The following is a 23,461-nucleotide window of genomic DNA, read 5'->3' on the forward strand; positions in this document are numbered from 1 at the left end:
GCCCCGCCTGCGGCTCAGCCTATCGCGCCCCCCTCTGGCCGGCCGGCCATCTCCCCCACAAGGGGGGAGATCAGCCAACCGTCGGGCGAGCGTACCTTCGCCTCGCCGCTCGCACGCCGTATCGCCAAGGAGGCCGGCGTCGATGTGTCCGCCGTGACCGGCACCGGCCCGCATGGCCGTGTGGTAAAGGCCGATGTCGACGCGGCGATTGCCGGTGGCGGCGCCAAGGCGCCTGCCGCCAAGGCCGCGCCCGCCGGCGCGCCGGCTGCTGCACCTGCGGTGAAAGCGATGTCGGACGATCAGGTGCTGAAACTGTTCGAGCAAGGCTCCTACGATCTCGTCCCGCATGACAACATGCGCAAGACCATCGCGCGCCGTCTGGTCGAGGCCAAAACCACCATCCCGCATTTCTACCTGACGCTCGACTGCGAACTCGATGCACTGCTTGCGCTGCGCACGCAGATCAACGCCGCAGCCCCGGTGAAGAAAACCGAGAAAGGTGAAGCGCCCGCCTACAAGCTGTCGGTCAACGACATGGTGATCAAGGCGATGGCGATGGCGCTGAAGGCGGTGCCGGATGCCAATGCGTCATGGACCGAAAGCGCCATGGTCAAGCACAAGCATGCCGATGTCGGCGTTGCCGTCTCGATCCCTGGAGGTCTGATCACGCCGATCATTCGGCATGCGGACGAAAAGACACTCTCCACCATCTCCAACGAGATGAAGGATCTGGCCAGCCGTGCGCGTAGCCGCAAACTGAAGCCGGAAGAGTATCAGGGCGGCACCACGGCGGTGTCCAACCTCGGCATGTTCGGCATCAAGGATTTTGCCGCCGTCATCAACCCGCCGCATGCCACCATCCTGGCGGTCGGCGCCGGCGAGGAGCGGGCGGTGGTCAAGAATGGCGAGATCAAAATCGCCACCGTGATGTCGGTGACATTGTCGACCGACCATCGCGCCGTTGACGGCGCGCTTGGTGCCGAATTGCTGGTCGCCTTCAAGCGGCTGATCGAGAATCCGATGGGCATGCTGGTCTAACCTGGCCACCGTGCTGGTTCACTGGCTGTTCGTGCGCTTGCGGTTGAGGCGCGGTTTGATCAAGGCACAGGTGGGCGCATGAAAACGGTTCTTTGCTACGGCGACTCGCTGACCTGGGGCTACAATGCCGAAGGCGGCCGCCATGCGCTGGAAGACCGCTGGCCGAGCGTGCTGCGGGCCATACTCGGTGGTGGTGTCGAAGTCATTGCCGAAGGCCTCAATGGCCGCACCACGGCGTTCGACGACCATCTGGCTGGTGCCGATCGAAACGGTGCACGGGTGCTGCCGACGGTCCTGACGACACACGCGCCGATCGACCTGATCGTCTTCATGCTCGGCGCCAATGACATGAAGCCCTGGATCCACGGTAATCCGGTCGCGGCCAAGCGAGGCATCGAGCGGTTGATCGACATCGTGCGCGGTCACGACTACCCGTTCGACTGGCCGGCGCCGCAGATTCTGATCGTTTCGCCGCCCGCGGTCAGCCGCACCGACAATGCCGAATTCAAGGAAATGTTTGCCGGCGGCGACGACGCTTCGGCCCGGCTGGCGCCGCTCTATGCCGCTCTCGCCGATGAAGCCGGCTGCGGCTTTTTTGACGCCGGCACGGTGGCGCAAACCACCCCACTCGACGGTGTTCACCTCGACGCCGAAAACACGCGAAACATTGGCAAGGCGCTGACGCCGCTCGTGCGCGTCATGCTGGAACTGTGATTCAAGGAGAAAAACCGTGGCTGAGAACTATGACGTCATCATCATCGGCTCCGGCCCCGGCGGCTATGTCACGGCGGTGCGTTCCGCGCAGCTTGGCTTCAAGACGGCGATCGTCGAGCGCGAGCATCTCGGCGGCATCTGCCTCAACTGGGGCTGCATCCCGACCAAGGCGCTGCTGCGCTCGGCCGAGATCATGCATTATTCGGATCATCTGAAGGATTACGGACTGAAGCTAGACGGCAAGGTCAGCGTCGACACGTCGGCCGTGGTCGACCGTTCGCGGAAAGTCTCGCTGCGGCTCAATGGCGGCGTTGCCTTTCTGATGAAGAAGAACAAGGTCGACGTCATCTGGGGCGAGGCCAAGCTCTCCAAGGCTCCTTCCGGCGATAAATTGGGTGAGATCGTCGTGTCCAAGCCAGCCAAGAAGCCGATGGAGCCGCAGCCGCCGGTGCCGAAAGGCGTCAAGGGCGAGGGCACCTATACCGCCAAGCACATCATCCTGGCGACAGGTGCGCGGCCGCGCGCGCTGCCCGGCATCGAGCCGGACGGCAAGCTGATCTGGACCTATTTCGAAGCCATGGTGCCGAAGGAGATGCCGAAGTCGCTGTTGGTGATGGGCTCGGGCGCCATCGGCATCGAATTCGCCTCCTTCTACCGCACCATGGGTGCCGATGTGACCGTTGTCGAATTGCTGCCGGCGGTGATGCCGGTCGAGGACGCCGAGGTCTCGAAATTCGCGCAAAAGCAGTTCGAGAAGCAAGGCATGAAGATCATCCTTGAAGCCAAGGTGACCAAGGTCGAGAAGGGTGCCAACTCGGTCACCGCGCATGTCGAGATTAAGGACGGCAAGGTCGAGAAGATCACCGCCGACCGCATGATCTCGGCCGTCGGCGTGCAGGGCAACATCGAGAATCTCGGGCTTGAAACGCTCGGCGTGAAGACTGAGCGCGGCTGCATCGTCGTCGACGGTTACGGCAAGACCAATGTGCCCGGCGTCTACGCCATCGGCGATGTCGCCGGCCCGCCTATGCTCGCCCACAAGGCCGAGCATGAGGGCGTGGTGTGCGTCGAAAAGATCGCCAATTTCCCCGGCGTGCATGCCACCGACAAGCTCAAGATTCCAGGCTGCACCTACTGCAATCCGCAGGTCGCCTCCGTCGGGCTGACGGAGGCGAAGGCCAAGGCAGAGGGCAAGGATATCCGGGTCGGGCGCTTCCAGTTCGCCGCCAATGGCAAGGCCATCGCGCTCGGTGAGGACCAGGGCTTCATCAAGACCATCTTCGACAAGAAGACCGGTCAGTTGCTAGGCGCGCACATGGTCGGCGCCGAAGTGACCGAACTGATCCAGGGCTTTGTCGTGGCGATGAACCTCGAAACGACCGAGGAAGAGCTGATGCACACCATCTTCCCACATCCGACGCTGTCGGAGATGATGAAGGAAAGCGTGCTCGACGCCTATGGCCGCGCGCTGAACGCGTGATAAATTAGACGTGCTGGAACCAATGGAACCCGGCGGCAAGGTACTTCGTTTGCGGATGCATTTTCACCCATCACATAAGGAGAAGGCATATGCACTTGAATGGCGTCGGCTGGATTGCAGCCATCATCATCGGCGGTCTGGCGGGCTGGTTCGCCGAGATGGTCATGAAGAGCAACACCGGCATCCTTATGAACATTGTTATGGGCATCGTCGGCGCGGTCGTGCTGAACGCCATCCTTCAGGCACTCAATTTCGGCCCGTTCGGCGTCGGCTGGACGGCCTATCTGATAACCGGCTTCATCGGCGCCTGCCTGCTGATCTGGGCAGGGCGTCTGGTGCGCCGTTAACATCGCTGAAGATCTGCTATGCGAAAAAGGCTGTTGCGGCATGCACCGTCGCGGCCTTTTTCTTTGCGCCGAAAAGTCTTAGATGACGTCATGACAGCGAACGCCTGACTGGCGGTCGCGAACGAACCAGGTTTCCCGATGGTCACTGTCCTCGATACGATCGCCAACGCACCCCGCTTGCGGCATCCGGAAAAGGCGCACAAGCCGGACCAGGACGTGCTGCGCAAGCCCGACTGGATCCGCGTCAAGGCGCCGATGTCGAAGGGCTACGCCGAAACGCGCGAGATCGTGAAGTCGAACAAGCTGGTGACGGTCTGCGAAGAGGCCGGCTGCCCCAACATTGGCGAGTGCTGGGAAAAGAAGCACGCCACCTTCATGATCATGGGCGAGATCTGCACACGCGCTTGCGCGTTCTGCAACGTCGCTACCGGAATTCCGACAGCACTTGATCCCGATGAGCCGGCCCGCGTCGCCCACGCCGTCAAGCAGATGGGCCTGACCCATGTCGTCATCACCTCGGTCGACCGCGACGATCTCGCCGATGGCGGTGCGCAGCATTTCGCCGAGGTCATCCGCGCCATCCGGGCCTCGACGCCTTCGACGACGATCGAAATCCTGACGCCCGACTTCCTGCGCAAGGATGGCGCGCTGGAGATCGTCGTGGCGGCCAAGCCCGACGTCTTCAACCACAATCTGGAGACAGTGCCGTCGAACTATCTGACAGTTCGTCCGGGTGCCCGCTATTTCCATTCGATCCGGCTGCTGCAGCGCGTCAAGGAACTCGACCCGTCGATCTTCACCAAGTCCGGCATTATGGTGGGTCTCGGCGAAGAGCGGAACGAAATCCTGCAGCTGATGGACGATCTGCGTTCGGCCAATGTCGACTTCATGACCATCGGCCAGTATCTGCAGCCGTCGAAGAAGCACCATCCGGTGATCCGCTTCGTCACGCCGGAGGAGTTCAAGTCCTTCGAGACGATCGGCCGGACCAAGGGTTTCCTGCTAGTGGCGTCGAGCCCGCTGACGCGCTCGTCGCATCACGCCGGCGACGATTTCGCCCGGCTGCGCGCGGCGCGGGAAGCGCTTCTCAAGAAATCAGCTTAACCAGCTGATTTCATGCCAAAATTCGAAGCCACACGTCGCGTATCCCACACTCCGCAACAGATGTTTGCGCTGGTTGCCGACATCGAGGCCTATCCGCAATTCCTGCCGCTTTGCGAGGCGCTGACAGTTCGCTCGCGCAAGGAGCGTGATGGGCGCACCGTGCTCCTCGCCGACATGAGCATCGGCTACAAGGCGATCCGCGAAACCTTCACCACGCAGGTGCTGCTGAAACCCGACGAGAACGCCATCGACGTGAAGTACATCGATGGCCCGTTCAAATATCTGAGCAATGTCTGGCGTTTCGAGCCCGACGGCACTGGCTGCGCCGTCCGCTTCTTCATCGACTACGAGTTCAAGAGCAGGATTCTCGGCGCGGTGATGGGAACCATGTTCGATCGGGCCTTCCGCATGTTCGCCGAGGCTTTCGAGAAACGCGCCGACGTTATCTATGGTGCAGCACCCTCGGCCTGACTCTATCCAAGCGCGCGCAGACCCAGCTCCAACGCGTGCCGGACCGTTTCACGGCGGATGAAATCGCGACCTTTGTCGGCAAACAGCCTGTGTTCGGCGGTCACGGTGTGGCCGTCGAGGGCGACGCCGAACCAGACCAGGCCGACAGGTTTTTCCACGGAGCCGCCGCCGGGCCCGGCAACGCCGGTGACCGCCAGGGTCAGGCCGGCGCGCGAACGGGCAAGCGCGCCTTTCGCCATTTCGATCGCCGTCTCGCGGGAAACCGCGCCATGCGCCTCGAGCGTGACGGCTAAAACACCGAGCATGTCCATCTTGGCTTCGTTGGAATAGGTGATGAAGCCGCGATCGACCACAGTGGAAGAACCGGCAATGTCGGTGAGCGCGGCGATGATCATGCCGCCGGTGCAGCTTTCCGCCGTTGCCAGCATGATGCCGCGCTTCTGGCAGGCTTGCAGCAGGGCATTTGCCAGATCGGTGTTGCTCATTCCGGCACCTCGCCGGGAAACACCACGCTGGCGGTGGCAATCGCGGCTATGCCTTCCTCGCGCCCGACAAAGCCGAGTTTTTCATTGGTTGTCGCCTTGATCGAGATGCGGTCCGGTGAAATTGCCAGCATCTGCGACAGGGCCGCGGTCATCGCCTCGCGATGCGGGCCGACGCGCGGCGCCTCGCAGATCAGCGTGATATCGGCATTGGCGATGCGGCCGCCGCGCTCGCGCACCAGTCTTGCCGCATGCTCGACGAATATCTTGGACGCAGCGCCTTTCCACTGTGGGTCGGACGGCGGAAAATGGGTGCCGATGTCGCCGGCGCCGCAAGTCGCCAACAGCGCGTCGGTCAAGGCGTGCAGGCCGACATCGGCGTCGGAATGGCCGGACAGTTTCTTGTCATGAGCAATGGCGACGCCGCACAGGGTGACATGGTCGCCGGGTTCGAAGGCATGGACGTCGTAGCCATTGCCGGTACGTATGTCGGGAAAGCGCACGCGTTCGCCGGAAAGCCGCTGGTCCGCCATCGCAATATCCCGTGCCCAGGTGAGTTTGACATTGTCGGGCGAGCCCGGAACGATCTTTACCGGAATATGCGCCCATTCGGCGATCGCGGCGTCGTCGGTGAAATCTGTTTTTCCCAGATGATGGGCTTTCTCGTGCGCGGCAAGGATGGGCCAGAACGGAAAGCCCTGTGGCGTTTGGGCCGCGTGAAGCCCGCTGCGGGAAACGGTTTCGCTAACCACGCCGGAGGCCGACTCACGCTTCAGCGTGTCGGCGACGGGCAAAGCGGGCAACGCTCCCTCGCGCTCGCCGATGGCGGCGATCGTGCGGTCGATTAGGTCCGCGTCGACGAACGGACGGACGGCGTCGTGGATCAGAACCTGGGCCGGCGCGTGGCCTCTCAATGCAAGCAGCCCGAGCCGGACGGACTCCTGCCTGGTTGCCCCACCAATGATAGCGGTGACACGCTCGGCGTCGGGGCCCGCCGCCTGCAGGAACAGCTCGTGGTCGTCGGCATGGATGGCGACAACGACCTCGCTGGTTCGCGGGTGAGCCAGAAAAATTTCCAGCGTGTGTGCGATGACGGCATAGCCGCCAATGTGTTGATATTGCTTCGGTCCATTGGCCTGCCCGGCGCGCGCGCCGCGGCCGGCCGCAACGATCACCACCGCGATCTTGCCATCCGCACTCGAAACGTGATTTTCACTTGCGTCAGTCATGCTCGGTTGGTCCTAGCGCACGATCCCGAAAAGTGTAATCGGTTTTCGGAAAGATCGTGCGCTAAGTATGAAATTCCAAAGCGTCCTTTGCGCGTCCCAAGGGACGCGCGGCGCTTTGGTCGCGGCCAAAGCCGAAGGCCAGCATTTTCCCAATTGCGCCTTAATGTGGCGTCATTCCGCGTTGCACATTGCCGCAGTTCTGGCTAGAGAATGTGCAACGAATGAACATGCTTGGTTTTTGTGCATGGTTAACTTGACCAAATCGCCTGACTTGACCAAATTGGCAGGGCCGCTTGATGTCGGCGGTGTGAGAATCCGCAATCGCGTGTTCCTCGCGCCGATGTCGGGGATTACAGACGAGCCGTTCCGGCAGCGCGCCCACGCGCATGGCGCGGGCCTGGTCGTGTCCGAAATGGTGGCCAGCGGCGAGCTTGCCAAGGGCAGGGCCGGTTTCAACCTGCGCATACGCCACTCCGGCCTGCCGGTCCATATGGTCCAGCTAGCCGGCCGCGAGGCGGTGCACATGGCCGAAGGCGCCAGGTTAGCCGCCGGCGAGGGCGCCGACATCATCGACATCAACATGGGTTGCCCGGCCAAGAAGGTCACTGGCGGTTATGCCGGCTCGGCATTGATGCTGGATCTCGACCATGCGCTGTCGCTGATCGACGCCGTTGTCGGCGCGGTCGATGTGCCGGTGACGGTCAAGATGCGGCTCGGCTGGGACGAAGGCGCGCTCAACGCGCCGATGCTGGCGCGCCGCGCCGAGCAGGCCGGCGTCAAAATGGTGACCGTGCACGGCCGCACGCGCTGCCAGTTCTATCAGGGCAAGGCCGACTGGCGCGCCATTGCCCGCGTCAAGGAAGCTGTGTCCATCCCGGTCGTCGCCAATGGCGATGTTTCTTCGCCAGAGGAAGCCGCTGCTATTCTCGACCAATCCGGCGCCGACGCCGTGATGGTTGGCCGTGTGCATTACGGCGCGCCTTGGGTCGCAGGCAGCATCGCGGCGGCCGCATTGGGCGAGGCTGTGCCAGGCATGCCCGAAAGTCGGCAAGCGTTGGCCGCTTACATCGTCTCTCACTATGAGGACATGCTGGCGCTCTACGGCGTCGAGAGCGGCCTGCGCCAGGCGCGCAAGCATCTTGGCTGGTACCTCGATCGTCACGCCGGCGATGTCGCTGACGACAGCCGGAAGGCCATATTGACGGCATTCGAGCCTGCGCGCGTCATTGCCTTGCTGCGCGATGTGTTTTCGCGCGACCCGCAACCCTTGAACCTGCGGAGTGCCGCATGAACGCCGTCGCTGGCCAGGGCGTTGAAATGGCGGATGCCGCCCAGATCGTGCTCAACACTATCCGTCGCCCGGTGATCATGATCAGCGAGGAAGGGTTCATCACCTTTGCCAACGCCGACGCGGAAGACTTTTTTCGCTCGAGCGCGACGATGCTGGCGCGCAACACGCTGTCCAAGCTCATTCCCTTCGGCAGCCCGCTGCTGACGCTGGTGGACCAGGTGCGCGAGCGTCGGGCTCCCGTCAACGAATACCGGGTCGACGTGTCGTCGCCGCGTCTCGGCATCGAGAAGGTCGTCGACCTCTACGTGGCACCGGTGCCGGAATATCCGGGCTCCGTCGTGGTGATGTTCCAGGAACGGTCGATGGCCGACAAGATCGACCGGCAGATGACGCATCGGGGTGCGGCACGCTCGGTCACCGGTCTGGCGGCGATGCTTGCCCATGAGATCAAGAACCCGCTCTCCGGCATCCGGGGCGCTGCCCAGTTGCTCGAACTGTCGGCTTCCGACGAGGATCGCGCGCTGACGCGGCTGATCACCGACGAGACCGACCGCATCGTCTCGCTGGTTGACCGCATGGAGGTGTTTTCCGACGAACGGCCGATCGATCGCTACCCCGTCAACATCCATGTCGTGCTCGACCATGTGAAGGCAATCGCCAAGAACGGTTTTGCCAAGAGAATCAAGATAATGGAGGATTATGATCCTTCACTGCCTCCGGTTTTTGCCAACCGCGATCAGCTCATTCAGGTGTTCCTGAACCTGGTCAAGAATGCCGCCGAGGCGATCGGCAGCGACCCGCAGGGCGAGATCGTGTTGTCGACCGCCTTCCGGCCGGGCATCCGCGTTTCCGTTCCGGGCACGCAGGATCGCGTCTCGCTGCCGCTGGAGTTCTGTGTGCGCGACAATGGCTCCGGCGTCTCGGAAGATATTTTGCCGATCCTGTTCGACCCGTTCATCACCACCAAGCCGAACGGCTCGGGGCTGGGGCTGGCGCTGGTCGCCAAGATCGTCGGCGAGCATGGCGGCATCATCGAATGCGAATCGACACCGCGCGGGACCACATTCCGCATCCTGATGCCGGCCTGGAAAGAGGCGCCATACGGCGCCGACGACGAAGGCGAAGGAGATCGCAAATGACCGTTCGCGGCAATATTCTCGTCGCCGACGACGATGCGGCGATCCGCACCGTCCTCAACCAGGCGCTGTCGCGCGTCGGCCACGAGGTGCGCGTCACCTCCAACGCTTCGACTTTGTGGCGCTGGGTGGCGGCGGGCGAGGGCGATCTGGTCATCACCGATGTGGTCATGCCCGATGAAAACGCCTTCGATATGCTGCCGCGCATCAAGAAGGCGCGGCCGGAACTGCCGGTTATCGTCATGAGCGCCCAGAACACCTTCATGACGGCGATCCGCGCATCCGAGACCGGCGCCTACGAATACCTGCCGAAGCCGTTCGACCTGACCGAACTTCTCAACATCGTCAACCGCGCGCTTTCCGAGCCGCGGCGGCCGAAGATCGATGCGCGGCCGGAAGAACAGCCCGATGCAATGCCGCTGGTCGGCCGCTCGGCCGCCATGCAGGACATCTACCGCATGCTGGCGCGCATGATGCAGACCGACCTGACGGTGATGATCTCGGGCGAATCCGGCACCGGCAAGGAACTGGTGGCGCGCGCGCTGCATGAATATGGCCGCCGTCGCGGCGGGCCGTTCGTTGCCATCAACATGGCGGCGATCCCGCGCGATCTGATCGAATCGGAACTGTTCGGCCACGAGAAGGGTGCCTTCACCGGCGCGCAGAACCGCTCCACCGGCCGCTTCGAGCAGGCCGAGGGCGGCACGCTGTTCCTTGACGAAATCGGCGACATGCCGATGGAGGCGCAGACGCGCCTGCTGCGCGTCCTGCAGCAGGGCGAATACACGACGGTCGGCGGACGCACGCCGATCAAGACCGACGTGCGCATCGTCGCCGCCACCAACAAGGATCTGCGCACGCTGATCAACCAGGGGCTTTTCCGTGAGGATCTTTTCTATCGCCTCAACGTCGTGCCGCTCCGGCTGCCGGCGCTGCGCGAGCGCTCCGAGGACGTGCCGGACCTCGTCCGCCACTTCTTCAAGCTCGGCGAGATGGAAGGCCTGCAGACCAAGCGCATCTCATCAGGCGGCATCGAACTGATGAAGCGCTATCCGTGGCCGGGCAATGTGCGCGAACTGGAAAACCTCGTTCGCAGGCTTGCTGCGCTCTATTCGCAAGACGAGATTTCCGCCGAGATCATCGAGGCGGAACTCAAGACCGGCGAACGTCCGGTGGTGCCGGGCGGCGGCAACCTCATTCCCGACGACCTGTCGATCGGCCAGGCGGCCGAGCATTTCCTGCAGCGCTATTTTGCATCCTTTGCCGGCGAATTGCCGCCCGCCGGCCTCTACCAGCGCATTCTGGCCGAGGTCGAATATCCGCTGGTCCTGGCCTCGATGACGGCAACCCGCGGCAACCAGATCAAGGCCGCGGAATTGCTGGGCTTGAACCGCAACACGCTGCGCAAGAAGATTCGCGAACTCGGCGTCAACGTCTACAAATCGTCGCGGCAGGGCTGAGCCTGATCTGAGCCCGGTTTTTTCAGGGGACCGGCTCGCGAAAGATTTCCGTCTCGGTCACACTTGTTGCATAATCGCCACAATGCGTTGCATACATCCGACGCAATCATGGCTCTAGACGGCGACATGGCTCCGCAGGCACCGACAACAAACCAACCGCTTTTCAGCGAACCCGGCGCGCGTGACGGGCGCCGGCTGCTGGCGCTGCCCGGCGTGGTCGCGGTCGTCGGCGCGCTGATGACGGCGGCGATCTCGTTCACCATCCTTGTCGGCGCCACGCCGATCACGCCGAACGAATCGACGACGCTGGCGCTGATTGCCCTCAACGCCGCTTTCGTCCTGTTCCTCATAGCGCTGGTCGGGCGTGAAGTGCACCGCATCCTGATGGCGCGCCGGCACGGCAAGGCCGCCTCGCGGCTGCATGTGCGCATCGTCGCCATGTTCGCTCTGGTTGCCGCCATTCCCGCCATCATGGTGGCCATCATCGCGTCGATCACGCTCGATATCGGTCTCGACCGCTGGTTCGAGATTCGCACCAAGACGATCGTCAATTCGTCGCTGTCGATTGCCGACGCCTATGTCCAGGAAAACGCCCGCAACCTGCAGGGCACGACGCTATCGATGGCCTACGATCTCGACGCGTCAAGGACGCTCTACGGTCTCGATCGTACTGGCTTTCTCGACCTGATGAACAAGGAAGCCGTGGGCCGATCGCTGGCGCATGCGGCGTTGATCAAGCCGGACGGCTCTTTTGTCATGAGCGCCAAGACCGACACGGATTTCGCCATGCCCGAGCCGCCGGAAGGCGCCGTAGCCAGCGCTTCCGACGGCAAGCCGGTGCTGATCGAGCCGAAAACGCGTAACATCATGGGCGCCATCGTCAAGCTGCGCGAGATAGAAGGCCTCTATCTCTACACCATTCGCCTCGTCGATCCCGAGGTGATCAAGGCGCGGCAGATCGTCAGGTCCAACACCGACGAATATCGCGGGCTGGAAGACAACCGCCGCACCTCGCAGGTGGCGTTCGCGCTGCCCTATCTGTCGCTGACGCTGATCATCATCCTGTCCGCGATCTGGACCGGCATCGCCGTCGCCGACCGTCTGGTGCGGCCCATTCGCCAGCTTATCGGCGCCGCTGACGAGGTGGCGACCGGCAATCTCGATGTCGCGGTTCCGGTCAGGCCATCGGATGGCGATGTCGCCTCCCTCGGCGACACATTCAACAAGATGCTTCTGGAGCTGAAATCACAGCGTAACGAGATCCTGTCCGCGAAGGACCTGATCGATGAGAGGCGCCGCTTCTCGGAGGCCGTGCTTGCTGGCGTCACCGCCGGCGTCATCGGCGTCGATCCCTACGGCATCGTTACCATCGTCAACCGCTCGGCCGAGGCGATGCTGGCCATTTCAGCCAACGCCGCCCTTGGGCAGAACCTCTCAGCCGTGCTGCCGCATGTCGGCCGCGTCTTCGAAATCGGCCGCAAGTCCGGCAAACCCGTCTACCGCGAGCAGGTCACCTTCTACCGTGCGGGCGCCGAGCGGACCTTCAATGTGCAGATCACCATCGAGGCCGGCGATGACGGCTCGGAGGAAAAGTCCTATGTCGTGACGGTCGACGACATCACCGATCTGGTGCAGGCGCAGCGCTCCTCCGCCTGGGCGGACGTGGCACGGCGTATCGCCCACGAGATCAAGAACCCGCTGACGCCGATCCAGCTCTCGGCCGAACGCATCAAGCGCCGCTACGGCAAGGTGATTACCGAGGACCGCGAGGTTTTCGATCAATGCACCGACACCATCATCCGTCAGGTTGAGGATATCGGCCGTATGGTCGACGAGTTCTCGGCTTTCGCGCGCATGCCCAAGCCCGAGATGAAGGCTATCGACCTGCGCGAATCGCTGCGCGAGGCTTCGTTCCTGGTCGAAGTCAGCCGCGCCGACATCACTTTCGAGCGGATATTCGGCACCGAACCGCTCAAGGGTACCTTCGACAGCCGGCTGATGGCGCAGGCTTTCGGCAATGTGATCAAGAACGCCGCCGAGGCAATCGACGGATTGGAACAGAAGGATGGTTCGCACGGCATAATCCGGATTCAAGCGGGGCGTCAGAATGGTGCGATTCGAATCGACGTCATCGATAATGGCAAAGGTCTGCCGCGCGAGAATCGCCAACGGCTGCTCGAGCCTTACATGACCACACGCGAGAAGGGCACCGGACTTGGCCTCGCTATCGTCAAGAAGATCGTAGAGGACCATGGCGGCAGGCTGGAACTACACGATGCTCCTGCGAACTTCCACGATGGGCGCGGCGCGATGATCAGCATCATCCTGCCGCCTGCGGCCGCAACGGCCCCGCGCGGCGAAAGCAGGGCGGAAAACGAAAGAGAAACTGAAAAGGTCGGTAATGGCGTCTGATATTCTCATCGTCGATGACGAGGAAGACATCCGTGAACTCGTTGCGGGCATACTGAGCGACGAAGGTCACGAAACCCGCACGGCATTCGATGCCGACAGCGCCCTGGCGGCGATCGCCGACCGGGCGCCGCGGCTGATTTTCCTCGACATCTGGCTGCAGGGCTCGCGCCTGGACGGGCTGGCGCTGCTCGACGAGATCAAGACGATGCACCCGACCTTGCCGGTGGTGATGATCTCCGGCCACGGCAACATCGAAACGGCGGTCTCCGCCATTCGTCGCGGCGCCTATGACTTCATCGAAAAGCCGTTCAAGGCCGACAGGCTGATCCTCATTGCCGAGCGTGCGCTGGAGACCTCGAAATTGCGGCGTGAGGTTTCCGACCTCAAGCTGCGCAGCGGCGAAACCTTCGATCTGATCGGCATGTCGTCGGCGATGAGCCAGCTGCGCCAGACCATCGAGCGCGTGGCGCCCACCAACAGCCGCGTGATGATCATCGGCCCGTCAGGCTCGGGCAAGGAGCTGGCCGCGCGCGCCATCCACACGCTGTCGGCGCGCAAGGGCGCACCTTTCGTGACGCTGAGCGCCGCCAACATCACGCCCGAGCGCATGGAGATCGAGCTGTTCGGCACCGAATCGAACGGCGTCGAGCGCAAGGTCGGCGCGCTGGAGGAGGCCCATCGCGGCATTCTCTACATCGACGAAGTGGCCGACATGCCGCGCGAGACGCAGAACAAGATCCTGCGCGTGCTGGTCGAGCAGCAGTTCGAGCGGGTAGGGGGCACCAAGCGGGTCAAGGTAGATGTCCGCATCATCTCCTCGACCTCGCAGAACCTCGAAGCGATGATCGCCGACGGCCGTTTCCGCGAGGATCTTTATCATCGCCTGGCGGTGGTTCCGGTCATGGTCCCGGGACTGGCCGAGCGGCGCGAGGACATTCCCTATCTCGTCGACAATTTCATGAAGCAGATCGCGCGTCAGGCCGGCATCAAGCCGCGCCGCATCGGCGATGACGCGTTGGCCGTGCTGCAGGCGCACAACTGGCCGGGCAACGTCCGCCAGCTGCGCAACAATGTTGAGCGCCTGATGATCCTGGCGCGCGGCGACAACGTCGATGCGCCAATCACCGCGGATCTGTTGCCGGCCGAGATCGGCGATGTCATGCCGCGCACGCCGAATCAATCCGACCAGCACATCATGGCGCTGCCGTTGCGCGAGGCGCGCGAACAATTCGAGAAGGACTACCTGATCGCCCAGATCAACCGGTTCGGTGGCAACATCTCGAAAACTGCCGAGTTCATCGGCATGGAGCGCTCCGCCTTGCACCGCAAGCTGAAGTCGCTGGGCGTCTGACGCGCGACGTCCAGCCATCCGCACTTGCGCCAAGCATTTGCCGGTTACGGCGGCGGCGGAATCGCATAAGAAAGCCCGAGAATTTCTGAGGGGTCGCCAATGCCGCGCATTGCCTATGTCAACGGGCGCTATGTCACGCACGCGGACGCTGCCGTGCATATCGAGGATCGCGGCTATCAGTTCGCCGACGGTGTCTATGAGGTCTGCGAGGTAGCACGTGGCTTCATTGTCGACATGCCGCGCCATCTGGCGCGGTTGAACCGCTCACTGACCGAATTGTCGATCGCATGGCCAGTCACCTCCCACGTGCTGCCGCTGATCCTGCGCGAGGTGGTCAACCGCAATCATGTCGCCAATGGCTTGGTCTATGTCCAGGTGACGCGCGGCGTTGCCAGCCGCGACTTTGTCTTCCCCTCCGCCGACACCAAGCCATCCTTGGTGGTCACCGCCAGGAAGGCCGATCCGGCCGCCGGAACAAAGCGCGCCGAGGCTGGCATCGCCGTCATCACCGTGCCCGAGAACCGCTGGGACAGGGTCGACATCAAGACAGTCGGGCTGCTGCCCAATGTATTGGCCAAGCAGAAGGCCAAGGAAGCCGGCGCGCAGGAAGCATGGTTCGTCGACACCGACGGCAACGTCAAGGAAGGCGGATCGTCCAACGCCTGGATCGTCACCAGGGACGGCGTCCTGGTCACCAGGCCGGCCGAACATGGCATCCTGCGCGGCATTACCCGCACGACCATGTTCGAAGTGGCCGCAAAGCTTGGCCTGAAGATCGAGGAGCGTGGTTTTTCCGTCGCCGAGGCCAAGGCGGCACGCGAGGCATTCATCAGCTCCGCAACGACAATCGCCATGCCGGTTGTGGCCATCGATGGCGATCCCGTCGCCAATGGGCACCCCGGCTCAGTAACACTTTCGTTGCGGCAAGCCTTTTTTGACATTGCGGAAAAAAGTCCAGCCTGATAACCGCACAGGTGGAATGAACATCAATATATCTCGTTCTGCTTGTCGTTACTGACGACAAGACGGTGTTTGCGAGCTTGACATGTGCCCGTTAATTTGGCGCATTGGCTTGCAAACCGAAGGGGATCGGCGAAAGACAAGAACAATGGCGGAACGATCGCAAAACCTTCAGGACCTGTTCCTGAATTCAGTTCGCAAGAGCAAGAACCCGCTCACCATCTTCCTCATCAACGGCGTCAAGCTGACCGGCGTGGTCACTTCGTTCGACAATTTCTGTGTCCTGCTGCGCCGTGATGGTCACTCCCAGCTCGTCTACAAGCACGCCATTTCCACGATCATGCCGAGCCAGCCGGTTCAAATGTTCGATGGCGAGGAAAGCCAGGGCGCCTGATTGGCACGTGAGAAAGACGCGGACGCTACCGTTCGCGGAAAACCAGCGCATCATCCCGGGACGGAAGCCAAGGGCCCGACCCGGGCCGTTGTCATTGTGCCCGTTCTTACCCGCCACCAGCGCAACGACGACGAGACGAACCGTCCACGGCTGATGCGTTCGGCTGATGCTCGTCATGATGAGGCCGTGGGTCTCGCCCGCGCCATCAACCTTGATCTGATCCATACCGCGGTGGTGACCGTCAATGATCCGCGCCCGGCGACGTTGCTCGGCAGCGGCAAGGTCGCGGAATTCGCAGAAATCATCAAAGAGGGACATGCGGAAGTGGTCGTCGTCGACCATCCGCTGACCCCGGTGCAGCAGCGCAATCTCGAGAAGGAGCTGGACGCCAAGGTGCTGGATCGCACCGGGCTGATCCTCGAGATATTCGGCGAGCGGGCGCGCACCAAGGAAGGCACGCTGCAGGTCGAGCTCGCCCATCTCAACTACCAGAAGGGCCGCCTCGTGCGCAGCTGGACCCACCTCGAGCGCCAGCGCGGCGGCGCCGGCTTCCTCGGCGGCCCTGGCGAAACGCAGATCGAATCCGACCGGCGGCAGTTGCAGGAAAAGATCATCAAGCTGAAACAAGAGCTGGAAACGGTGCGCCGCACCCGCGACCTGCACCGCGCCAAGCGCAAGAAGGTGCCGTTTCCGGTGGTGGCGATCGTCGGCTACACCAATGCCGGCAAGTCGACGCTGTTCAACCGGCTGACCGGAGCAGATGTGCTGGCGCAGGATATGCTGTTCGCCACCCTTGATCCGACGCTGCGCCGCGTGCGGCTGCCGCATGGCACGCCGATCATCCTTTCGGACACGGTCGGCTTCATCTCGGACCTGCCGACACACCTGATCGCGGCTTTTCGCGCCACGCTGGAAGAGGTGGTCGAGGCCGATCTCGTCATCCATCTGCGCGACATTTCTGATCCGGACACTGCGGCTCAGGCCGAGGATGTCGAGCGCATCCTCGCTGACCTCGGTGTCGACGCCGGTGACGCCAAGCGGGTCATCGAGGTCTGGAACAAGATCGACCGGCTCGACGAGGGCAACCGGAGCCGGCTGCTTGCCGACAGCGTCGATGCCAGCAAGGCGCCGCCGATTGCCGTATCGGCGGTGACCGGTGAGGGTGTCGATGCCCTGAAGGCGATCATCGAAACGCGGATGGCGGGCGAACTCGAAGACCTGACGGTGACGATCGAGCCGGCGCAATTCGGCCTTGTCGACTGGCTCTATCGCAATGGCGATGTTGTCTCGCGAAGCGACAATGATGACGGCAGCGCCACCATCTCGCTCAAGGCCACGCAAAGCGCCCGCGAAGAGATCGAAAGCAGATTGCGTCGGAAAAACAACGGGTAATGTAACTTACTTCGCGGTTTTTGCTTCCTGCCAGAGCGCTTCCATCTCGGCCAGACCAGCCTTGTCCAGCGTGTTGCCAGATTTTTCCAGGGCTTGCTCCACATAGTGGAAGCGCGACCGGAATTTTTCATTCGTGCCGCTCAGCGCCGCTTCGGAATCGACCTTCAAGTGCCGCCCGAGATTGACGACAGCAAACAGCATGTCGCCAAATTCATCCTTGATCGAGGCAGTCTCGCCCTTGGCCAGCGCTTCGCGCAATTCGCCGATCTCTTCCTCGATCTTGTCGAGGATGGGGGCTGCCTCGCTCCAGTCGAAGCCGACGCGGGCGGCCTTCTCCTGAAGTTTCAACGCCCGCGTCAGCGCGGGCAGGGCGACCGGTACGCTGTCCAGAAACCCCTTGCCATTGTCTTCCGGGTCGAGGCCGCGGGCGAGGCGGGCTTGTCGCTTCTCCGCTTTCTCCTCGGCCTTGATCTTTTCCCACATGCCCTTGGCCATGCCGGCGCTGCGGGCCTTTTCGTCGCCGAAGACATGCGGGTGGCGGCGGATCATCTTGGTGGTGATCGCCTGGACCACATCGCCGAAGGCGAATTCACCTGCCTCTTCAGCCATTTGCGCGTGGTAGACAACCTGCAGCAGGAGATCGCCGAGTTCATCGCGCAGATCGTCGAGGTCGCCGCGGGCGATGGCGTCCGCCACCTCGTAGGCCTCCTCGATCGTGTAGGGTGCGATGGTCGAGAAATCCTGTTCGATGTCCCAGGGACAACCGGTCTCTGGGGCTCGCAGCGCCGCCATGATCTCGATCAGGCGCGAAATGTCTTTCGATGGTGTCATCTAGAGCTATTCCAGGAAAAGTGTAAAACGGTTTCTGTCCGGAATTGCGTCAAAACAGTCTAACGGATGCTATCCCGCCGCCTGTCGCGCAGCCAACACCGTCAGCCGGCGCGGGAGCCTTGTCCACAGATGAGCCGCCTCAGTCGAGCACCGAAACGATCGCCTTGGCGAGTTCGTCCATGCCGTCCTCGGGCAGGCCGGCCACATTGATGCGGCTGTCGCCGACCATGTAAATGCCGTGCTCGGCACGCAGCCGCTCGACTTGCGCTTCCGTGAGGCCAAGGCGGGAGAACATGCCGCGATGGCTGGCCACGAAATCGAAACGATCGGAATTGGACTGACGCCGCAGCGCTTCGGCGAACTGGACCCGAAGCCTGAGCATGCGCAGGCGCATCTCTTCAAGCTCGGCCTCCCAGTCCGCACGCAAGGCGGCGTCTTCCAGCACGATGCGCACCGCGGCAGCACCATGGTCCGGCGGCATCGAATACATGGCGCGCGCCGCCGACAGCATCTGGCTCATCGCCACGTCCGCCTGCGCGCCATCCCTGGCCAGGACCATCGCCGCGCCGACGCGGTCGCGGTAGACAGCGAAATTCTTCGAGCAGCTCGAGGCGACGACCATTTCCGGAACTTTCGCCGCCAGCAGGCGCAAACCGAGGGCGTCGGCCTCAAGGCCATCGCCGAAGCCCTGATAGGCGATGTCGACAAACGGCAGCAGTTCGCGCTCGACGACCAGATCGGCAACGGCCGCCCACTGGGCAGCATCCAGATTGGCGCCGGTCGGGTTGTGACAGCAGCCGTGCAGCAGCACGACGTCGCCGCTCTTTGCCGTCCGCAACGTGACCAGCATGTCTTCGAAACGAACGGCGCCCGATGCGGCATCAAAATAGGGGTATTCGCGGATCTGCAGGCCGGCGGCACGCATCACCGGCATATGGTTCGGCCAGGTCGGGTCCGACAGCCAGATGGTCGCGTCCGAGCGTGTCCGCTTGAGCAGTTCCGCCACCAGCCGCAGCGCGCCGGAGCCGCCGGGCGCCTGTGCGGCGCGGATGCGCGTCATGTCGGCACCCGGACCGAAGGCGAGCTTGGCCATCACCGTGTTGAAGCCGGTATCGCCGGCAAGCCCGAGATAGGTCTTAGTGTCCTGACCCTGCAGCAGGCGCTTTTCGGCCTCGCGCACGGCGCGCATGACCGGCGTCTTGCCGTCGCGATCCTTGTAGACGCCGACACCGAGGTCGACCTTGTCGGGCCGCGGGTCGGCGCGATAAAGGCCGATCAGGGCCAGGATCTTGTCGGCGGGGGCGGGCTGCAGGGTTTCAAACATCGAACGGCTCCAATTGCGGCGGAGTGATACGCAAATCGGTCACTTTTCGCCAGCGCTTTTCCTGTCGTCTCAGTCCGCGCAAAGCTTTCTGGGGCAGCAGCGAACGATATCCTCCAGCGAACCCGGCGAAGAAAATTGGCAAGGCCGGGATTAAAATCCCCACATGCTCCGTAAACAGGACATGAAACCGTCGATGGCACGTTTTGACATCATAGGACAGCTCGGTTCGCTGCGCCGTTACGCGCGCTCGCTGACGCGCGACAGCACGGAGGCCGAGGATCTCGTGCACGATGCGCTGGTGCGTGCCTATGAACGGCGTGGCACCTTCCGCTCCGGTGGAAACCTGCGCGCCTGGCTGCTGTCGATCGTCCACAACACTTTCATCGACAAGATGCGGTCTCGCAGGTCCGAAGCGGTACGCCTCGAACAGGCCGGATACCTGGCCGACGACAGCACGCCGGCGCCGCAGGAACATTCGGTGCGCCTGGCTCAGGTGCGCGCAGCCTTTTTCAGCCTGCCGGAAGAACAGCGTTCAGCGCTGCATCTCGTCGCCATCGAAGGCCTGTCCTACCAGCAGGCCGCCGATGCCAGCGGTGTGCCGCTGGGAACGCTGATGTCGCGCATCGGCAGGGCGCGTGCCGCACTGCGCGAGATGGAAGCGGCTCCGGCGAAGGCGAAAAATCACCTCAGGATCGTTGGAGGCCCATCATGACAGCAACTGTCGATCCCGTGACCGATATCGATCTCGACGCCTATGTCGACGACCAGATCGACGTCACCCGCCGCATCGAGGTCGAGGCGTTTCTGTCCGCGAGGCCGGAGGCCGCGGCGCGCGTGATGTCGGATCTCCGAACCCGCGATGAACTGCGCGTGGCGCTTGCAGGCTCCAAGGGTATGGCGCGGCCCGCGACCGCCGATGCCGCGCGGCGGCTGGAGAGGGGGCTTGCTCGCGGCCGTATCTTCGGCGTGTTGCAGCGCGCGGCGGCGGTCGCCGCCTTCGTTGCCGCCGGCTGGCTGGCGAACGGCATCGTCGGACCGATGTCGGTGACCAAGGTCGTCGCCTCGCCGCAGCCGCCCGCCTATGTCGACGAGGCAGTGCGGGCCCACAGAACGACGCTGGTGCGCGAGAGCATGCCGTCGCAGCAGGAAGCGCCCAATTACAACGCCGGCGAGATCCGCGCCGCGACCGCCATCGTCATGCCGTCGCTGCCAGAGGACTGGAAAGTCCGTGACGTACAGATCTATCCGTCGCGCTTTGGGCCGAGCGTCGAGATGGCGGTCGAGACCCAAGACATGGGGCTGGTGTCGCTGTTTGCGATCCGACCGGGAACCTTCGACGTCGTCAAGCCGACCGTCGCACCCTCGGGTGACATCTCATCGGCCTATTTCCAGATCGGCGAGGTTGCCTACGCGGTGGTTGGACGAAGCGAGGTCCACGACCTCGACCGCGCAGCCGAGACGCTCGCCAAGACGCTTTATTGATCGATCCACAAAGGAGAATGCAAATGAACACGCCCAATCTGGGATACCGCACCCCCGCCGCCGCCCAAACCGGCGCCATCTTCGACGAGGGCCTGCGCCAGCACATGCTGCGCGTCTACAATTACATGGGCGTTGGCCTAGTGGTCACCGGCCTGGTCGCCTTCTTGATCTCGTCGACGCCGGCGCTCTACGTGCCGATCTTCTCCAGCCCGCTGAAATGGGTCGTGATGCTGGCGCCGCTCGCCTTCGTCCTGCTGTTCTCGTTCAAGATGCAGACCATGTCGGCGGCCAGCGCCCAGGCGATGTTCTGGGCGTTCTGCGCGGTCATGGGCTTGTCGCTCGCTTCCGTGTTCCTGGTCTTCACCGGAACCAGCATCGCGCGCACTTTTTTCATCGCCGCCACCATGTTCGGCGCCACCAGCCTCTACGGCTACACGACCAGGCGCGACCTGACCCAGTTCTCGTCGTTCCTGATCATGGGCCTGATCGGCGTGGTGATCGCCAGCATCGTCAACATCTTCCTCGGCTCGACGGCGCTCCAGTTCGCCATCTCGGTGATCGGCATCGCCGTGTTCATTGGCCTGACCGCCTGGGACACGCAGACGATCAAGGAACAGTATGCGGAGAATTTCGACGGCGAATCGCGCCAGAAGCTCGCCGTCTTCGGCGCCTTCTCGCTCTATCTGAACTTCATCAACATCTTCCAGCTGTTGCTGAATTTCACCGGCGAACGCGAATAACGCCTTCCTGCCTTCCTGCCGGCCTGCTCGATCAATCAGATCGGGCAGGCCCAGGCCTCGTGCTGATCATCTTGCCATCGGAGGCCAGCGAATAATTCCAACCCGAGCGTTCTGTTGCTCAAAAGTGGACCAGTAAAATATCGCGATGTCATTCAGACCCTTGCTTGGTCACGGACGGATTCGGAGCCGGGAGGAGAAGTCGGAAACCCTGCAAACGGCAGCCTGGGTCGACTCTTCGGTCGTTTTCGACAATCGGCGCTGGGTGTGCCGGGACGCTGAACTCCGCTGGACAGCTCCCCACCATCTGGTCGTACTGACCGAGGAAGGCGGGACGTCGCATACATCGATCCGCTCCGGGGAAAAGTCCGTCTACGACGGGATGGATCGTCCGGGAGACCTCACCTTCGTCCCCGCCGGTGCGGAGCGGCTTGGGACCTACCGGGACGTCAATCTTTCCTATTCGGCCCTGTGGATCGATCCCGAATTTCCAGGTAGCGAAAGCCTGGCGGATACGCCGATCCTGGTGAACAGGAGCGACAACGTCATCGCAACGCTTTTGAGTTCGCTCCGGGTCGAGATGGCGCTCGGCCACAAGCCGGACACTGGCTATGTCGAGCATCTGGCTGCGCTCGTCAGCTTGCGCGTGGCGATGCTGGCCGGCAAGCAACTCCCGGCCCCGCGTTACGGCCGTCTCAGCCGCCGCACGTTTGCCCGCATCCGGGAATACATCGAGGCACGCATCAACTCCGATATTTCGCTGCGCGAGCTGGCGGCTGTCGCAGAGATGGGAGTCGACACGTTTGCGCGCCGCTTCAAGGCGACGACCGGTCTCGCACCCTACGCTTATGTGATCGAGGAACGGGTCCGGCAGGCGGAAGTCGTGCTGCGTGAAACCGGGGTGTCCATCGGCACCATTGCCTTTCGCTTCGGCTTTTCGAGCCAGAGCCACTTCACCGCGACGTTCCGACGCCTCAGAGGCATGACTCCTGGGGCCTACCGGGTGCAGTTTTCTCCGGAATCCTGATAGTGCCGCCGATTTCCTGAAAGAAAAGCCGAGCCTGCCGGACCACGTCCATAAGCGTCAATGAGCGCACCCGACGCGCCCGCTGTCGGGCCGGGGTCGCTGTCGAGCCCTTATCACCGCGCCCGGGAGATCACGCATGGCTGAGACGGACAACAGGAACGGACCGACGCGTCGAGCGGTGCTGGAGGGAGGGGCCGCGACCGGTCTGCTGCTGGCAACCGGGCTACCGGTTGAAGCCCAGCAAATGGAGCCCGCCGTCGCAGCCGCGTCCGCCACGCCGGGACCAACGATGCCGGTGTCGCTGCGCATCAATGCCAGGGACTTTGCCGTCGAGCTCGATCCGCGGACAACGCTGCTCGACACGTTCCGCAATCATCTCGGCCTTACCGGTTCGAAAAAAGGCTGTGATCACGGCCAGTGCGGCGCCTGCACCGTCCTCGTCAACGGGCGTCGGATCAATTCTTGCCTGACGCTCGCTGTCATGCATGAGGGCGACGAGATCACCACAGTCGAAGGGCTCGCCGACGGCGACCGGCTTCATCCCGTTCAGGCCGCCTTCATCGCCCGCGATGGCTTTCAGTGCGGATATTGCACGCCCGGCCAGATTTGCTCCGCGGTTGGCATGCTGGGCGAGGCCAGGGAGGGTTGGCCGAGCCATGTCAGCGACGAAGTGGCGGCAGCGTCGGTCGCGCTCAACGATGCCGAGATCCGCGAACGGATGAGCGGCAATATCTGCCGCTGCGCTGCCTATCCGAACATCGTCGCCGCCATCCGCGACGCGGCAGGGGAGGCGTGAGCG

At 63.0% G+C, this 23,461-nt stretch carries 23 protein-coding genes; 19 read left to right on the top strand and 4 right to left on the bottom strand.

Annotation, left to right across the window (positions count from 1 at the left end; all coding sequences use genetic code 11):
• From NKJ06_RS21840 to NKJ06_RS21865, 6 genes are all read left to right on the top strand, one after another.
• Nucleotides 1-1,038 (top strand): 2-oxo acid dehydrogenase subunit E2 (locus NKJ06_RS21840; RefSeq protein WP_352810581.1); only part of this gene is annotated, 1,038 nt, incomplete at its 5' end.
• 78 nt (nucleotides 1,039-1,116) lie between these two features.
• Nucleotides 1,117-1,752 carry an SGNH/GDSL hydrolase family protein gene (locus tag NKJ06_RS21845; protein ID WP_352810582.1) on the top strand — a complete coding sequence of 212 codons (636 nt, stop codon included), beginning with the start codon at nucleotides 1,117-1,119 and terminating at the stop codon, nucleotides 1,750-1,752.
• A 16-nt stretch (nucleotides 1,753-1,768) separates the two neighbouring features.
• The gene (gene lpdA, locus NKJ06_RS21850; RefSeq protein WP_352810583.1) at nucleotides 1,769-3,232 is read left to right on the top strand and encodes a dihydrolipoyl dehydrogenase; all 1,464 of its coding nucleotides are present in this window, start codon (nucleotides 1,769-1,771) and stop codon (nucleotides 3,230-3,232) included.
• Between the two features lie 89 nt (nucleotides 3,233-3,321).
• Entirely contained in the window at nucleotides 3,322-3,579 is a 258-nt protein-coding gene (locus tag NKJ06_RS21855) for a GlsB/YeaQ/YmgE family stress response membrane protein (RefSeq protein ID WP_183452659.1), read from the top strand.
• Nucleotides 3,580-3,717: 138 nt separating this feature from the next.
• Nucleotides 3,718-4,683: a lipoyl synthase gene (lipA, locus tag NKJ06_RS21860; RefSeq protein WP_352634486.1), complete on the top strand. Its 966-nt coding sequence runs from the start codon at nucleotides 3,718-3,720 to the stop codon at nucleotides 4,681-4,683.
• Nucleotides 4,684-4,695: 12 nt separating this feature from the next.
• On the top strand, nucleotides 4,696-5,154 hold the full coding sequence (locus NKJ06_RS21865) for a type II toxin-antitoxin system RatA family toxin (RefSeq protein WP_352634489.1): 459 nt from the start codon (nucleotides 4,696-4,698) through the stop codon (nucleotides 5,152-5,154).
• A 2-nt stretch (nucleotides 5,155-5,156) separates the two neighbouring features.
• Here NKJ06_RS21865 and NKJ06_RS21870 read toward each other — a convergent pair whose 3' ends face one another.
• Together NKJ06_RS21870 and NKJ06_RS21875 are read right to left on the bottom strand one after the other, a co-directional pair.
• Nucleotides 5,157-5,639, bottom strand: coding sequence for a CinA family protein (locus tag NKJ06_RS21870; RefSeq protein ID WP_352634491.1), 483 nt, complete (start codon nucleotides 5,637-5,639; stop codon nucleotides 5,157-5,159).
• Entirely contained in the window at nucleotides 5,636-6,865 is a 1,230-nt protein-coding gene (locus NKJ06_RS21875) for a bifunctional 2-C-methyl-D-erythritol 4-phosphate cytidylyltransferase/2-C-methyl-D-erythritol 2,4-cyclodiphosphate synthase (RefSeq protein ID WP_352634493.1), read from the bottom strand. Before NKJ06_RS21875 ends, NKJ06_RS21870 begins: the two co-directional genes overlap by 4 nt.
• A gap of 244 nt (nucleotides 6,866-7,109) precedes the next feature.
• Between NKJ06_RS21875 and dusB the strand changes: the two genes are divergently transcribed.
• From dusB to hflX, 8 genes are all read left to right on the top strand, one after another.
• Complete coding sequence (dusB, locus tag NKJ06_RS21880; protein WP_352634495.1) at nucleotides 7,110-8,156, top strand: tRNA dihydrouridine synthase DusB; 1,047 nt, start codon at nucleotides 7,110-7,112, stop codon at nucleotides 8,154-8,156.
• Nucleotides 8,153-9,295: a two-component system sensor histidine kinase NtrB gene (locus NKJ06_RS21885; RefSeq protein WP_352634497.1), complete on the top strand. Its 1,143-nt coding sequence runs from the start codon at nucleotides 8,153-8,155 to the stop codon at nucleotides 9,293-9,295. Before dusB ends, NKJ06_RS21885 begins: the two co-directional genes overlap by 4 nt.
• Nucleotides 9,292-10,752 carry a nitrogen regulation protein NR(I) gene (ntrC, locus tag NKJ06_RS21890; protein WP_352634499.1) on the top strand — a complete coding sequence of 487 codons (1,461 nt, stop codon included), beginning with the start codon at nucleotides 9,292-9,294 and terminating at the stop codon, nucleotides 10,750-10,752. Before NKJ06_RS21885 ends, ntrC begins: the two co-directional genes overlap by 4 nt.
• A gap of 126 nt (nucleotides 10,753-10,878) precedes the next feature.
• Complete coding sequence (locus tag NKJ06_RS21895; RefSeq protein WP_352634501.1) at nucleotides 10,879-13,164, top strand: sensor histidine kinase NtrY-like; 2,286 nt, start codon at nucleotides 10,879-10,881, stop codon at nucleotides 13,162-13,164.
• Nucleotides 13,154-14,515: a nitrogen assimilation response regulator NtrX gene (ntrX, locus tag NKJ06_RS21900; RefSeq protein WP_352634502.1), complete on the top strand. Its 1,362-nt coding sequence runs from the start codon at nucleotides 13,154-13,156 to the stop codon at nucleotides 14,513-14,515. The genes NKJ06_RS21895 and ntrX overlap by 11 nt, the downstream gene beginning before the upstream one ends.
• Before the next feature lie 99 nt (nucleotides 14,516-14,614).
• Complete coding sequence (locus NKJ06_RS21905) at nucleotides 14,615-15,478, top strand: D-amino-acid transaminase (RefSeq protein WP_352634504.1); 864 nt, start codon at nucleotides 14,615-14,617, stop codon at nucleotides 15,476-15,478.
• A 145-nt stretch (nucleotides 15,479-15,623) separates the two neighbouring features.
• A complete protein-coding gene (hfq, locus tag NKJ06_RS21910) occupies nucleotides 15,624-15,869 on the top strand; it encodes an RNA chaperone Hfq (RefSeq protein ID WP_006202172.1) in 246 nt (81 codons plus the stop codon).
• Entirely contained in the window at nucleotides 15,870-17,261 is a 1,392-nt protein-coding gene (gene hflX / locus NKJ06_RS21915; RefSeq protein WP_352634507.1) for a GTPase HflX, read from the top strand.
• A 6-nt stretch (nucleotides 17,262-17,267) separates the two neighbouring features.
• Here the strand turns inward: hflX and mazG are convergent, their stop codons facing one another.
• A complete protein-coding gene (mazG, locus tag NKJ06_RS21920; RefSeq protein ID WP_352634509.1) occupies nucleotides 17,268-18,092 on the bottom strand; it encodes a nucleoside triphosphate pyrophosphohydrolase in 825 nt (274 codons plus the stop codon).
• A gap of 139 nt (nucleotides 18,093-18,231) precedes the next feature.
• Nucleotides 18,232-19,416, bottom strand: a complete 1,185-nt coding sequence (locus tag NKJ06_RS21925) for an amino acid aminotransferase (protein ID WP_352634511.1) — start codon at nucleotides 19,414-19,416, stop codon at nucleotides 18,232-18,234.
• A gap of 193 nt (nucleotides 19,417-19,609) precedes the next feature.
• On the opposite strand from NKJ06_RS21925, the gene NKJ06_RS21930 reads away from it, so the two are divergent.
• The 5 genes from NKJ06_RS21930 (at nucleotide 19,610) to NKJ06_RS21950 (ending at nucleotide 23,458) form a co-directional block, all read left to right on the top strand.
• The gene (locus tag NKJ06_RS21930) at nucleotides 19,610-20,128 is read left to right on the top strand and encodes a sigma-70 family RNA polymerase sigma factor (protein ID WP_352634513.1); all 519 of its coding nucleotides are present in this window, start codon (nucleotides 19,610-19,612) and stop codon (nucleotides 20,126-20,128) included.
• On the top strand, nucleotides 20,125-20,898 hold the full coding sequence (locus NKJ06_RS21935; protein ID WP_352634515.1) for an anti-sigma factor family protein: 774 nt from the start codon (nucleotides 20,125-20,127) through the stop codon (nucleotides 20,896-20,898). The genes NKJ06_RS21930 and NKJ06_RS21935 overlap by 4 nt, the downstream gene beginning before the upstream one ends.
• A 23-nt stretch (nucleotides 20,899-20,921) precedes the next feature.
• The gene (locus NKJ06_RS21940; protein WP_352634517.1) at nucleotides 20,922-21,638 is read left to right on the top strand and encodes a Bax inhibitor-1/YccA family protein; all 717 of its coding nucleotides are present in this window, start codon (nucleotides 20,922-20,924) and stop codon (nucleotides 21,636-21,638) included.
• A gap of 145 nt (nucleotides 21,639-21,783) precedes the next feature.
• Nucleotides 21,784-22,662 (top strand): helix-turn-helix domain-containing protein, encoded by an 879-nt coding sequence (locus NKJ06_RS21945; protein ID WP_352810586.1) that lies wholly within the window; start codon nucleotides 21,784-21,786, stop codon nucleotides 22,660-22,662.
• A gap of 136 nt (nucleotides 22,663-22,798) precedes the next feature.
• Nucleotides 22,799-23,458, top strand: coding sequence for a 2Fe-2S iron-sulfur cluster-binding protein (locus tag NKJ06_RS21950; protein ID WP_352634520.1), 660 nt, complete (start codon nucleotides 22,799-22,801; stop codon nucleotides 23,456-23,458).
• Nucleotides 23,459-23,461 lie beyond the last annotated feature (3 nt).

It is taken from the genome of Mesorhizobium sp. M0293 (assembly GCF_040321735.1).
GTDB lineage: Bacteria > Pseudomonadota > Alphaproteobacteria > Rhizobiales > Rhizobiaceae > Mesorhizobium.